Here is a 12359-nt window from a genome sequence, read left to right as displayed (position 1 = left end):
TAGAGAGCGCGACTAGGGGTGAGAGACGACGGCGTAGCGGCCGCACAGGAAGTTGCGGTTCCGTGCCACCTCGAGCAGCTCCAGATCGAGCCGCCGCGGCAGCAGCGGCGCCCCGGATCCCAATGTGACCGGCGCATACTGCACCCAGACTTCATCCAGAAGTCCGGCGTCGGCGAACTGTCCGGCGAGATCTCCCCCTCCCACGATCCAGATGTCCCGGTCTCCGGCGGCCTCGAGCATCTCGGCATGCACCGCGTGCACGGCGTCCTGCGTCAGACGCACATCGGAGCCCTGAGGAAGCTCGAGGTCACGGTGAGTGAAAACCCAGGTGGGCTGGCTGTATCCCCATCGTCCCTCTTCGTGCCGCATCACCCATTCGTACGTCGACGCCCCCATCGCCAGCGCGCCGATGTTCTTCTCGAACGCGTTGTAGCCCATGGGCCCGTCGGGATCGACGTCTTGTGTGAGCAGCCAGTCGAGGGAGTGCTCGTCGGTCGCGATGAAACCGTCGAGGCTGGAGGCCGTGAAGAAATGAGTGCTCATGTGTCCACCATGGCACCAGCCGCCGACACCAGGTCAGACGTCGCCCGGGGCCACAGGTGGGGAATCCAGAAGCGCTTCCGCGTTCCCTGGCGCGTCCCACCACTCCAGCTCCGGATACCTCTTGAACCACGACACCTGCCGTCGGGCGTAGCGACGGGTCAGCGCCTGCGTCTGAGCGATGGCCTCGGCCGTCGTGAGCGCGCCATCGAGCTGTCCCAGTGCCTGCGCGTACCCGATGGCCCGAGGAGCCGTGGTGCCCTTTTCGAGACCGTGCGCGCGGAGGTCTGCGACCTCGTCGACGAGACCCGCCTCCCACATCTGCTCGACACGGGCGTCGAGTCTGGTCACGAGAGCGGCCCGGTCGACATGCAGCCCCACGATTCGGGTATGCGGATGCCACGGCACCGGCTGCGCGGGCAGTGCTGCGCCATGGGTGTTGCTCCCCTGCTCGAGGATCTCCAGGGCGCGGATGACCCGTCGGCTGTTGCGCGGGTCCACCTTCGCGGCGGCCTCGGGGTCCAGCCTGTGCAGACGCTCCAGCAGGCCGGCCAGCCCCTCGGTCTCGATCTCCTGCTCGAGCCGGGCCCGGATCTCGGCGTCTCTGGGCGGGAAGTGGAACTCGTACACGACGCTCGAGACGTAGAGACCGGAGCCGCCGACGAGGATGGCGTCTCCGCCGTTGTCGTGGATCCTCTGGATAGCGGCCCGCGCCGCTGGTTGGTACCAGGCGACCGCCGCGTCTTCGTGGACCTCGCGGACGTCGAACAGGTGGTGCGGTATGTCGCGACGCTCGGCGACGGGCAGCTTGGCCGTGCCGATGTCCATGCCGCGATACAGCTGCATCGCGTCGGCGTTCACGATCTCGGCCGGGTTGCCCCGCGCACGCAGCGCCTCGGCGAGGTCGAGCGCGAGGTCGCTCTTCCCGTGCCCGTCGCCCCGACGATCGCCCAGAGGCGAGGTTCGGTCACACGCCGACGCGGAGGGTCGGAAGCCCGAGAGACACCGCACGTGGACCGCCGTCGGCGGCGGGGGTCGGTACGGCACAGGACTCCGCCTGCGAACGATCCCAGGCGTCTCCCCCGCGCGTGCGACGAATCCGCAACGGAGCCCCGGTGGGGTCGTCGGCAAGAAGGTGGAACGGTGCGCCGTGCGTGACGGTCACCGTGACGACGTCGCCGGGCCGCGGGAGATCGGACCCCGTTGGCACCTGGAAGTGCACGAGGCGATTGTCTTCGGCGCGGCCCGTCAGCCGGTGGGTCTCGGCGTCCTTCTTGCCCTCGCCGGTCGAGACGAGCACCTCGATCTCGCGGCCGACCTGCTTCTGGTTCTCCTCCAGGGAGATCCGCTCCTGCAGGGCGATCAGGCGGTTGTAGCGCTCCTGGACGACCTCTTTCGGCACCTGGTCTTCCATCGTCGCGGCGGGTGTCCCCTCGCGGATGGAGTACTGGAACGTGAAGGCAGCAGAGAAGCGAGCCTGCTCGACGACCCGCATCGTGTCCTCGAAGTCCTCCTCCGTCTCGCCGGGGAACCCGACGATGATGTCGGTGGTGATCGCGGCATTCGGGATGCGGGCGCGAACCCGATCCAGGATGCCGAGGAACCGCTCGCTGCGGTAGGAGCGTCGCATCGCCTTGAGGATGCGGTCGCTGCCTGACTGCAACGGCATGTGCAGCTGCGGCATCACGCTCGGCGTCTCGGCCATGGCGTCGATCACATCGTCGGTGAAGGCTGCCGGGTGCGGGCTGGTGAAGCGGATGCGCTCCAGCCCGTCGATCTCGCCGGCCGCACGCAACAGTTTACCGAAGGCCTGACGGTCCCCGAACTCGACCCCGTAGGAGTTCACGTTCTGTCCGAGGAGCGTGACCTCGATCGCACCATCGTCCACGAGCAGGCGGATCTCGTTCAGGATGTCACCGGGACGACGGTCCTTCTCCTTGCCGCGCAGGCTCGGCACGATGCAGAACGTGCAGGTGTTGTTGCACCCGACGGAGATCGACACCCATCCGCTGTGGGCGGAGTCGCGCTTCGTCGGCAGCGTCGAAGGGAACACCTCGAGCGACTCGAGGATCTCGAGCTCCGCGTCGCCGTTGTGCCGCGCGCGCTCCAACAGACCAGGAAGTGAGCCCATGTTGTGCGTGCCGAAGACGACATCGACCCACGGAGCCTTGTCGAGCACGGCCTGCTTGTCCATCTGAGCGAGACAGCCGCCGACGGCGATCTGCATGCCCTCCTTGCGGCGCTTCACGGAAGCGAGGTGCCCGAGCGTGCCGTAGAGCTTGCCCGCCGCGTTGTCACGCACCGCACAGGTGTTGATGATCACCACGTCGGCTTCGGTGCCGTCGAGGGCTCGCACGTAGCCGGCGCTCTCCAGCGACCCGGAGAGTCGCTCGGAGTCGTGCACGTTCATCTGGCACCCGAAGGTGCGCACTTCATACGATCGCTGTCGCCCGTCGACGTCGACGGCCGCCGACGAGGCGCTGATGATCGTCGGTTCGCTGCGCGGAATAGTCATGATTGAACCATTGTACGAGCCGCTTCCGAGCACAGCTGCGACGTTCTCAGTCGGAATCGACGAACCGGACGCCGGAGGTCGACCCACCGAACGTCGCCTCCCGCAGCGCCGCCTTCGCCGCCTTCATCGCCACAGAACCGTTGTACCCGCGCCGCGACAACTGCCCCACCAGACGCCGAAGCGCGGTGTCGTGGTCGAGTCGGCTCAGCGAGCGCGCTTTTCCACGGGCGAAATCGAGCGCTCGCTCGTCGTCGTCGTCCGGCAGCTCGTCGAGCGCCCCGTCGATCACATCCCGAGGGATGCCACGTTGGGCGAGCGCGCGGGAAAGGGCCACTCTCCCCTGCCCCTTCCGTTCCACCCCCGACACCACCAGGACACCGGCGAGGGCCTCGTCGTCGAGGTAGCCTCGACGACAGAAATCGTCGATGACGTCGTCGACGATTCCCGATTCGAGTTCGAAACCGCGCAACACCTGCCGGGCCTCGGAGACGGACAGCGAACGGGCGCGCAACTTGCGCACGAGAGACTCCTCCGCCGCGACGCGGGCCTCGTCGACAGACTCCGCACCCCCATCGGCAGGCGCCGAATTTTGTCCGCTCAGCGCCCGAAGACGGGGAGCCTCGGTCGCCGTCGTGTGCGGCGAATCGGATCCGGGCCTGCGGGACGCTCCGCGCGCAGGATGACGGTCGCTGGGGCTGCCCCCATCGAGCGCACCGGATCGCGGCCCTCCGATGGACGGGGAGTCCCACGTCGAACGCCAGAGCCCGGCGTCACCGACCTGAGGCCGCGTGACGTCCACAGCAGGCTCTTCATCGGCGTGAGGGCGCTCGGGCTTGTGCGCCGTCTTCCCCTGACCGCCGCCGAAGAGCGGGATGATGGGGGCGATCCGCTCGGGATCGCCCCCACGAGCGTCGTTCATCAGGCCGGACGACGCTCTGCGAGCTCGTCGGCGGCCGCGGGCGCCGCGACCTGGGCACCGATGCCGAGCTTCTGCTTGATCTGCGTTTCGATAGCCAGTGCGATGTCTGGGTTGTTGAGCAGGAACGTGCGTGCGTTCTCCTTGCCCTGACCCAGCTGATCGCCGTCGTAGGTGTACCACGAGCCCGACTTCTTCACGATGGCGTGTTCGACACCGAAGTCGATCAGGCTGCCCTCGCGCGAGATTCCGACCCCGTAGAGGATGTCGAACTCGGCCTGCTTGAAAGGCGGAGCCATCTTGTTCTTGACGACCTTCACCCTGGTGCGGTTTCCGACGGCGTCGGTTCCATCCTTGAGCGTCTCGATACGACGGATGTCCATGCGGACGGAAGCGTAGAACTTGAGCGCCTTGCCACCCGCGGTGGTTTCGGGCGAGCCGAAGAACACGCCGATCTTCTCGCGGAGCTGGTTGATGAAGATCATCGTGGTGTTGGTCTGGTTCAGACCACCGGTCAGCTTTCGCAGTGCCTGCGACATGAGTCGGGCCTGCAGACCGACGTGCGAGTCACCCATCTCGCCCTCGATCTCGGCTCGCGGCACGAGCGCCGCGACGGAGTCGATCACGATGAGGTCGATCGCACCGGACCGGACGAGCATGTCGGCGATCTCGAGGGCCTGCTCACCTGTGTCGGGCTGCGACACGAGAAGTGCGTCGATGTCGACGCCGAGCTTCGCCGCGTAGTCGGGGTCGAGCGCGTGCTCGGCATCGATGAAGGCTGCGATGCCACCGGCGCGCTGCGCATTCGCGATCGCATGCAGGGTCAGGGTCGTCTTACCTGAGGACTCAGGCCCGTAGATCTCGACGATTCGGCCACGCGGGAGCCCTCCGACGCCGAGGGCGACATCGAGGGCGATGGAGCCGGTGGGGATGACGGCCACGGGGGCGCGCTCATCGCTGCCCAGCCGCATGACCGAGCCCTTTCCGAACTGGCGGTCGATCTGGGCGAGGGCGGTCTCGAGGGACTTCTCGCGGTCGGCGGGTGATGGCATGATGTGCTCCTTCTGCGCGCGTGGTGCCGCCTGTAGGCTGTCGCGGCGCTCCCGGCTGGGAGAAACTCTCCGACAAGGCGTATGGCTCTTCGGCTTGTTCTCCACCGTAGGAGGGGCCACCGACAACGACTCGGCGATCCCACCGGATGTGCAGATCGGCTTCTCTGAACCACTTGTGCAGAAGACTACGCTCGTTTCGAACACATCTTCGACGACACGCCGGAATTGGCACACCATGTCCCGTATGTTGCGGACACAGGGCGAGTCGGACTCAGCGCTTGCGCGGCTCCTGACGGCCTACGCCGTAGCGGCGGTCCGCGGGGACATCCATCTCGGCGCAGAGAGCGAGCCAGATCTCCCGGGGTGGGGTTCCGTCAGCGAGAGCCTCCACTGCGGTCCGGCCTCGGAGAGCCGTCAGCCCGAGGTCGTTCACGAGCGAAGTGGCTCGCGCCTGGAACTCGGTATCCACGGCGCGAAGGAACTCGCTACGACGCATCGGTTCCCCTGTGGGAGGTCAGTGCAGTGAAAGCTGCGGCTCGACCGAAGCGACGAGGTCGTCGGGAACGACGTCAGGGAACACCTGGATGCCCTCGAGGACGGAGATGCGGTCGCCGACCTCGCGCATGATCGTGGAGATGGGCACATCGAGCGCATCGGCAACCGACGCGAGGATCTCGCTCGACGCCTCTTTCTGACCTCGCTCGACCTCACTGAGGTAGCCGAGCGCAACCGAAGCCTTGCTTGCGACCTGCCGGAGCGTGCGCCCCTTCTGCAGGCGGAAGTCCCTCAGCACATCGCCGATTTCTTGTCGTACAAGAATCATCGGAACCTCCTCCCCAAGTGATCGATCGAGGTCTCCCCCGATGAGACAGCCAGTCTAGTACGCCTGGCATGCACAGAATCTACCCCTGCACTCTGTGGTTTGAATGTGAGCACACCTGAGATAACCCCAGCGACACCGACACTATTCCGCAAGGGTCTCGAGCACCTCGACGAGCGCAGCCTCTACCGCCTTCGCGCGTATCTCTTCACGATCGCCGTGGAAGAGGAACGCCTTCGTCCGCGAGGCGGTCGGCGTCACGACGCCGATGTGCACGGTCCCCACCGGCTGCCCGTCAGGCGAATCGGGACCCGCGATCCCGGTGGTGGAAACGCCGACGTCGGCGACCCTTCCCCCCACTCGGACGACGCGACGCACGCCGCCGGCCATCTGCTCGGCCACCTGGGGGTGCACCGGTCCGTACGTCGCCAGGAGTTCACCCTCGACACCGAGCACTGTGGCCTTGACCTCCGTCGCGTATGCCACGACTCCGCCGAGCAGCACAGACGATGCGCCGGGGACCGAGACGATCTCGGCGCACAACGCACCCCCGGTGAGCGACTCGGCGACGCCCATGGTCCATCCGCGCTCGCGCAACGCCGACAACACGGAGACGGCGACGGATGCGCTCATGCCCGCTTCTGTCGGGATCCGCGCACCTGCGCGACGATGTAATCGACACCGCTGGCCACTGTGAGCACCAGCACGATGATCATCAGGACCAACGTGACCAGCGTCCAGGCCTCGAGTCCCATCAGGACGTGGAGTGGAAGCAGCGCCCAGCCGAGGGCGACACCCTGGAAGGCCGTCTTGATCTTGCCCATCCAGGCGGCGGCCACCACATGCTCACTGGCGACCATCAGGCGATGGACGGTGATCCCCCACTCGCGCACCAGGATGATCGCGACGATCCACCAGGAGACTTCGCCGAGGATGGCCAGACCGATGAACCCCGCACCCGTGAGCATCTTGTCGGCTATCGGATCCCAGAGCTTGCCGAAGTCGCTGACGATGTCGTACTTGCGCGCCAGGTATCCGTCGACCCAGTCGGTGGATATCCCGACGATGAAGAGGATCGCTGCGGTCCAGCGCAGTGCGGGTGCGAGATCACCATACGTTCCGCCGAGCAGCAGCAGCACGAAGAAGATGACTGCGAGCGGGATGCGCGCGACCGTGATGGCGTTGGGCAGCTGCCGAGGAATGGTCATCAGTCGCGTCCCGTCAGGCCCCAGGCATCTTCATCGCCCTCGGCTTCCACCTCGGGGAGCCCCTCGTACTGCGCAGCGATCGGATCGTGCGCAGCAGGCAGCGGCGGGGCGGGAGGGGCTGCTGGCGATGCGGCACCGGACGGAGCCGCCGGGACATCCTCGCCACGCAGCTTCGCCATCACCTGCGGCAGCTGTTCCGCTGTCGCGAGAACGTCTCGGGCCTTCGACCCCTCGGAGGGTCCAACGATCTCGCGGGACTCCAGGAGGTCCATCAGCCGACCCGCCTTCGCGAATCCGACACGCAGCTTGCGCTGAAGCATAGACGTCGAGCCGAACTGCGACGAGACGATGAGTTCAGCGGCCGCGAGCAGCAGCTCCAGGTCGTCTCCGATGTCCTCGTCGACTTCCTTCTTCTTGGTCGGCTCCAGGGCCTCCTGCACGTCGGGACGATAGTCGGGACGAGCCTGACGCGTGACGTGCTTGACGACCGCGTCGATCTCCTTCTCATCGACCCACGCGCCCTGCAACCGGAACGGCTTGGAGGACCCCATCGGCGAGAACAACGCATCACCCTGACCGATGAGCTTGTCGGCGCCCGGGCTGTCGAGGATGACGCGGCTGTCGGTGACGCTGGTGACAGCGAACGCGAGTCGCGACGGGACGTTGGCCTTGATGAGACCGGTGACGACGTCGACGCTGGGTCGCTGCGTCGCGAGGACCAGGTGGATCCCGGACGCGCGCGCGAGCTGGGTGATGCGGACGATCGAGTCCTCGACATCGCGCGGGGCGACCATCATGAGGTCGGCGAGCTCATCGACCACGACCAGGAGATAGGGGTACGGCTTGAGCACCCGCTCACTGCCGACGGGGACCTCGACTTCGCCGGCACGCACCGCGCGATTGAAGTCGTCGATATGGCGGAACCCGAACGATGCGAGGTCGTCGTACCGCATGTCCATCTCTTTCACGACCCACTGCAGCGCCTCGGCGGCCTTCTTCGGGTTCGTGATGATGGGCGTGATCAGATGCGGAACGCCCGCGTAGCTCGTCAGCTCGACCCGCTTCGGGTCGATCAGGACCATGCGTACATCGGCCGGCCGCGCCCGCATCAGCAGGCTCGTGATCATCGAGTTCACGAAACTGGACTTACCGGAACCGGTGGATCCCGCGACGAGGAGGTGGGGCATCTTCGCCAGGTTCGCGATGACGATGTTGCCGCCGACGTCCTTGCCGACGCCGATGGTCATCGGGTGGGTGCTCTTCTGCGCGGCGGGCGAGCGGAGCACGTCGCCGAGGGCGACCATCTCCTTGTCGGCATTCGGGATCTCGATGCCGATCGCGCTCTTTCCGGGGATCGGCGAGAGGATGCGGACGTCGTTCGACGCCACGGCGTAGGCGAAGTTGTTGCTCAGCTGCAGGATCTTCTCGACCTTGACGCCGTGTCCGACCTCGACCTCGTACTGCGTGACCGTCGGACCGCGGGAGAAACCGGTCACCTTCGCGTCCACCTTGAACTGCGTGAGCACGCTGGTGATCTGCTCGATCACCTTGTCTGTGGCTTCGGACCGCAGGACTGGGGGCGGACCTTCGACCAGGAGCCCGGGAGACGGAAGGATGTACGGAGCCACCGGCGCCTGCGGGCCCCGGTCGCCGGGACCTTCGGTGCCGAACCCGTCGAGGCCAGGGAGATCCGGCACCTCACCGGTATCGGAGGCGTCATCGAGGAGCGCGGTGGTCTGCTGCTCGGCGAGCGAGTCGGCGACCGAGCGGACGTCGGACAGCACCTCGGTCGCGGCGTCATAGGGATTCTCGACCACGACCGCCTGGTCGTAGGCGGGCGTCGGCTCGGAGGTGCTGAGCAGCGCGGTGATGTCGTCGGAGCCGAGTGTGCCCTCGTCGGGATCCTCTTCGCGGCCGGTCTTGTTCCGGCGCCACCAGGGCAGCACGTCGGGGTCGTCGACCTTGTCGGCGTCGTCGATCGCCGCTGCGTCTGCCGAGGGCTTGGCGGGACGCTCCGCGTCGAACATCCATGCGTACAGGTCACCGAGTCGAGAGCCGATGCGGTTCGGCGGAGTCTTCGTCAGGATCAGGATGCTGAGCGCTGCGAGGAGGGACAGGATGATGTACGCGGGGATGTCCGTCAGATACGTCAACGGCTGACCGACCAGCCACCCCAGCAGACCTCCGGCCTCGCTGAGGGCGGGCATGCCCTGGTTCGGATGGGGACGGGGGCCGGCGACGTGGAAGATGCCCGACAGCGCGAGGACGAACAGACCGAAGCCGATTCCGATGCGCCCGTTGTCGTGCACGGAGGAGGGATGGCGGAACAGCCACCCCGCCAGGAGCAGAAGAAGCACCGGCATGATGAAGGCGACGCGACCGACGAAGAGGCCGACGGAGTAGGCGCTGATGTTCGCGGCGACCTCATTGCCGATGAAGAACCACTCGTTCACGGCCCCGAGCGCGGCGAGCAGTACCAGCAGGAAGGGGAAACCGTCGCGGCGGTCGTCCTTCTCGAGGGTCTCGGGTCCGAAGGCACGGAAGAGGCCTCCGACGCCGTGCGCCAGTCCGATCCACGCCCGGACCGCGACGGGGGGCTTGTCGGGCTCGTCGATGTACTTCTTCGGAGCGGGCTGGGCCTTGGGAGACGTCTGCCGCTTGGGGCGCGACGGTGCGCTGGTCGACGCGCGCTCTGTCTTCGTGGTACTCCTGGCCATGCTCTCACGTTACGGCCAACACCCGACATCCCCGCGCAATGACGCGGCTTTCCGCGGATCCGACGCGGTCGATCAGGCCGTGCGACGCGCCATGGTGTCGCGCCTTGCGCCTTCCGCCACCACGGCGAATCCCTCGGCACGATACAAGTTGCGGGCGAAGTTGTCGCGCTCGACGCTCAGACTGATCCGCGCGTGCCCCTGCGATGCGGCGAGCTGAATGAGGCCGCGCAAGAGCGAACGACCGACTCCGCGTGCCCGCCAGAGCGGATGCACGCCGATGATCAGCTCGGGTACCGCGACGCCGACGAACCCGAGTCCTGGCGCGTTCTGCGGGAGCATCCGATACCACGCCGCGCCGACCGGAAGGCCGTCGGTCTCCGTCGCCACGAGACCGTCATCCGCCGCTCGCTTCCACCCCGCGAGATATCTCCGATGTTCCGGAGACATCAGCACTTCATGTCGTGGACGCACTCCGCCGGCACGCCAGTTCGCCGCCTCCACGAGCATGTCGCCGAGGAACCCCGCATCGGTCTGCGCCGCCCTGCGAAGGGCGAATCCCCTGTCCATGACGAGAGCCTAGGACCCGGGTGTTACGTCTCCATGTCGGGCAGCCGTGAGTACCGAAGGCAGTCGCACTTGGGTATAGTTGGCCTCGTCCACGTAACATGTTACATATCAGGAGGAAAGATGTTCTGCTGTTTCTACTTCATCCAGGCGCTCTTCAACTGCTTCTGCGGCTTCGGCGGTGGGTCGACCGGCGGATCGACGGGCGGATCGTCCACCGGCTACTGACCGCAGCCTCCCTCGCCACATGACGATCGAGGGCTCTCGGCGAGACCGGATGGTCTCACCGAGAGCCCTCGGTCGTGTCTGCTGCTACGCCTCGATCACAAGCGGGACGATCATCGGACGACGACGCAGACGCTGGTTCACCCACCGGCCGATCGTCCGTCGCACGATCTGCGACAGGGCATGGGTGTCTCGGACGCCGTTCCCGGATGCCTCCTTGAGCGCCGCCACGATCTTGGGCGTGACATCGTCGAACACCGCGTCGTCCTCCGCCACGCCGCGCGCGTGGATCTCGGGGCCGGAGATGATACGACCGGTGGCCGCGTCGACGACCACGATCACGGAGATGAACCCCTCCTCCCCCAGGATCCGTCGGTCCTTGAGGTCCGCGTCGGTGATCTCGCCGACCGTCGATCCATCCACGTACACGAACCCGAGGTCGAGCTGACCCGTGACCCGCGCGACGCCGTCCTTGAGGTCGATCACGGTACCGTTCGAGGCCATCAACGTGTTGTCCTCCGGGATGCCCGTGTCCTGCGCGAGCTTGGCGTTCGCGATCAGGTGCCGGTACTCGCCGTGCACCGGCAAGACGTTCTTCGGCTTCAGGATGTTGTAGCAGTAGAGCAGTTCACCCGCCGCCGCGTGGCCGGAGACATGCACGCGAGCGTTGGCCTTGTGCACCACGTTCGCGCCGAGCTTGGTGAGTCCGTCGATGACGCGATACACGGCGTTCTCGTTGCCGGGGATCAGGCTCGAAGCGAGGATCACGGTGTCCCCTTCGCTGACCTCGATCGCGTGGTCCATGTTCGCCATACGGCTGAGGACAGCCATCGGCTCTCCCTGAGAACCGGTCGACATGTAGACGATCTGCTCGTCGGGCAGGTCGCGCGCCTTCTTGAAGTCGATGAGGACGCCGTCGGGCACCTTCAGGTAGCCCAGCTGCTCCGCGATCGTCATGTTGCGGACCATGCTCCGACCGAGGAAAGCGACGCGACGACCATGTGCGGCGGCCGCATCGATCACCTGCTGCACGCGGTGCACGTGGCTGGAGAAGCTCGCGACGATGACGCGGCGGGGCGCCTTGCCGATCACCTGATCGAGCACGGGGCCGATCGAGCGCTCGGTCGGGGTGAAGCCGGGGACGTCGGCGTTGGTCGAGTCGACCAGGAAGAGGTCGACGCCCTCTTCACCGAGCCGTGAGAATGCCCGCAGATCGGTGATCCGTCCGTCCAGAGGCAGCTGATCCATCTTGAAGTCGCCCGTCGCGAGAACCATGCCCGCAGGGGTGCGGATCGCGACGGCCAGTGCGTCGGGGATCGAGTGGTTGACCGCGACGAACTCCAGGTCGAACGGTCCGACCCGCTCCTCCTGGCCCTCTCTGACCGTCAGCGTGAAGGCCTTGATGCGGTGCTCCTTGAGCTTCGCCTCGACCAGCGCGAGCGTGAGGCCGGAGCCGATCAAAGGGATATCGCTCTTCAGGCGCAACAGGTACGGGACGGCACCGATGTGATCTTCGTGTCCGTGCGTGAGCACCACCCCGACGATGTCGTCGAGTCGGTCGCGGATCGGTTCGAAATCGGGGAGGATCAGGTCCACGCCCGGCTGATGCTCCTCCGGGAAGAGGACGCCGCAGTCGACGATCAGGATCTTGCCGCCGTACTCGAACATCGTCATGTTCCGACCGATCTCGCCGAGACCGCCGATCGGGATGACCCGCAGCGTCCCTTCGTCGAGAGCGGCCGGTGCTACCAGGGGAATGGACATGCTGTCTCCTCAGTCGGACACTCCGCGCGTCCGTTCGT

Annotated in this window: 11 protein-coding genes and 1 pseudogene; all 12 read right to left on the bottom strand. The window is 66.5% G+C overall.

The window, feature by feature from the left end; translation table 11 throughout:
- Positions 1 to 12: 12 nt before the first annotated feature.
- Positions 13 to 543: a dihydrofolate reductase family protein gene (locus tag G4G29_RS08910; protein ID WP_183152537.1), complete on the bottom strand. Its 531-nt coding sequence runs from the start codon at positions 541 to 543 to the stop codon at positions 13 to 15.
- Positions 544 to 576: 33 nt separating this feature from the next.
- Positions 577 to 1511, bottom strand: a pseudogene (gene miaA, locus G4G29_RS08905) (tRNA (adenosine(37)-N6)-dimethylallyltransferase MiaA).
- A complete protein-coding gene (gene miaB, locus G4G29_RS08900) occupies positions 1508 to 3055 on the bottom strand; it encodes a tRNA (N6-isopentenyl adenosine(37)-C2)-methylthiotransferase MiaB (protein ID WP_183152793.1) in 1548 nt (515 codons plus the stop codon). Before miaB ends, miaA begins: the two are co-directional and overlap by 4 nt.
- A gap of 46 nt (positions 3056 to 3101) precedes the next feature.
- Complete coding sequence (locus G4G29_RS08895; protein ID WP_183152536.1) at positions 3102 to 3974, bottom strand: regulatory protein RecX; 873 nt, start codon at positions 3972 to 3974, stop codon at positions 3102 to 3104.
- Positions 3974 to 5023 (bottom strand): recombinase RecA, encoded by a 1050-nt coding sequence (gene recA / locus G4G29_RS08890; protein WP_183152792.1) that lies wholly within the window; start codon positions 5021 to 5023, stop codon positions 3974 to 3976. The genes G4G29_RS08895 and recA overlap by 1 nt, the downstream gene beginning before the upstream one ends.
- Positions 5024 to 5294: 271 nt before the next feature.
- A complete protein-coding gene (locus tag G4G29_RS08885) occupies positions 5295 to 5519 on the bottom strand; it encodes a DUF3046 domain-containing protein (protein WP_183152535.1) in 225 nt (74 codons plus the stop codon).
- An 18-nt stretch (positions 5520 to 5537) separates the two neighbouring features.
- A complete protein-coding gene (locus tag G4G29_RS08880; RefSeq protein ID WP_026049981.1) occupies positions 5538 to 5846 on the bottom strand; it encodes a helix-turn-helix transcriptional regulator in 309 nt (102 codons plus the stop codon).
- A gap of 141 nt (positions 5847 to 5987) precedes the next feature.
- Positions 5988 to 6476: a CinA family protein gene (locus tag G4G29_RS08875; protein ID WP_183152534.1), complete on the bottom strand. Its 489-nt coding sequence runs from the start codon at positions 6474 to 6476 to the stop codon at positions 5988 to 5990.
- Complete coding sequence (pgsA, locus tag G4G29_RS08870) at positions 6473 to 7051, bottom strand: CDP-diacylglycerol--glycerol-3-phosphate 3-phosphatidyltransferase (RefSeq protein ID WP_183152533.1); 579 nt, start codon at positions 7049 to 7051, stop codon at positions 6473 to 6475. Before pgsA ends, G4G29_RS08875 begins: the two co-directional genes overlap by 4 nt.
- Positions 7051 to 9768, bottom strand: coding sequence for a DNA translocase FtsK (locus tag G4G29_RS08865; protein WP_183152532.1), 2718 nt, complete (start codon positions 9766 to 9768; stop codon positions 7051 to 7053). Before G4G29_RS08865 ends, pgsA begins: the two co-directional genes overlap by 1 nt.
- A gap of 72 nt (positions 9769 to 9840) precedes the next feature.
- Positions 9841 to 10335, bottom strand: a complete 495-nt coding sequence (locus tag G4G29_RS08860; protein WP_183152531.1) for a GNAT family N-acetyltransferase — start codon at positions 10333 to 10335, stop codon at positions 9841 to 9843.
- 309 nt (positions 10336 to 10644) lie between these two features.
- Entirely contained in the window at positions 10645 to 12321 is a 1677-nt protein-coding gene (locus G4G29_RS08855; RefSeq protein WP_183152530.1) for a ribonuclease J, read from the bottom strand.
- Between the last annotated feature and the right edge of the window lie 38 nt (positions 12322 to 12359).

The organism is Microbacterium sp. Se63.02b, assembly GCF_014171575.1.
GTDB lineage: Bacteria > Actinomycetota > Actinomycetes > Actinomycetales > Microbacteriaceae > Microbacterium.
This window is presented reverse-complemented; position numbering and strand designations above follow the sequence as displayed.

Bases quoted from the DNA above. Each gene is read 5' to 3' on its own strand.
- G4G29_RS08910 (WP_183152537.1), bottom strand. From the start codon at position 543: ATGAGCACTCATTTCTTCACGGCCTCCAGCCTCGACGGTTTCATCGCG.
- miaB (WP_183152793.1), bottom strand. From the start codon at position 3,055: ATGACTATTCCGCGCAGCGAACCGACGATCATCAGCGCCTCGTCGGCG.
- G4G29_RS08895 (WP_183152536.1), bottom strand. From the start codon at position 3,974: ATGAACGACGCTCGTGGGGGCGATCCCGAGCGGATCGCCCCCATCATC.
- recA (WP_183152792.1), bottom strand. From the start codon at position 5,023: ATGCCATCACCCGCCGACCGCGAGAAGTCCCTCGAGACCGCCCTCGCC.
- G4G29_RS08885 (WP_183152535.1), bottom strand. From the start codon at position 5,519: ATGCGTCGTAGCGAGTTCCTTCGCGCCGTGGATACCGAGTTCCAGGCG.
- G4G29_RS08880 (WP_026049981.1), bottom strand. From the start codon at position 5,846: ATGATTCTTGTACGACAAGAAATCGGCGATGTGCTGAGGGACTTCCGC.
- G4G29_RS08875 (WP_183152534.1), bottom strand. From the start codon at position 6,476: ATGAGCGCATCCGTCGCCGTCTCCGTGTTGTCGGCGTTGCGCGAGCGC.
- pgsA (WP_183152533.1), bottom strand. From the start codon at position 7,051: ATGACCATTCCTCGGCAGCTGCCCAACGCCATCACGGTCGCGCGCATC.
- G4G29_RS08865 (WP_183152532.1), bottom strand. From the start codon at position 9,768: ATGGCCAGGAGTACCACGAAGACAGAGCGCGCGTCGACCAGCGCACCG.
- G4G29_RS08860 (WP_183152531.1), bottom strand. From the start codon at position 10,335: ATGGACAGGGGATTCGCCCTTCGCAGGGCGGCGCAGACCGATGCGGGG.
- G4G29_RS08855 (WP_183152530.1), bottom strand. From the start codon at position 12,321: ATGTCCATTCCCCTGGTAGCACCGGCCGCTCTCGACGAAGGGACGCTG.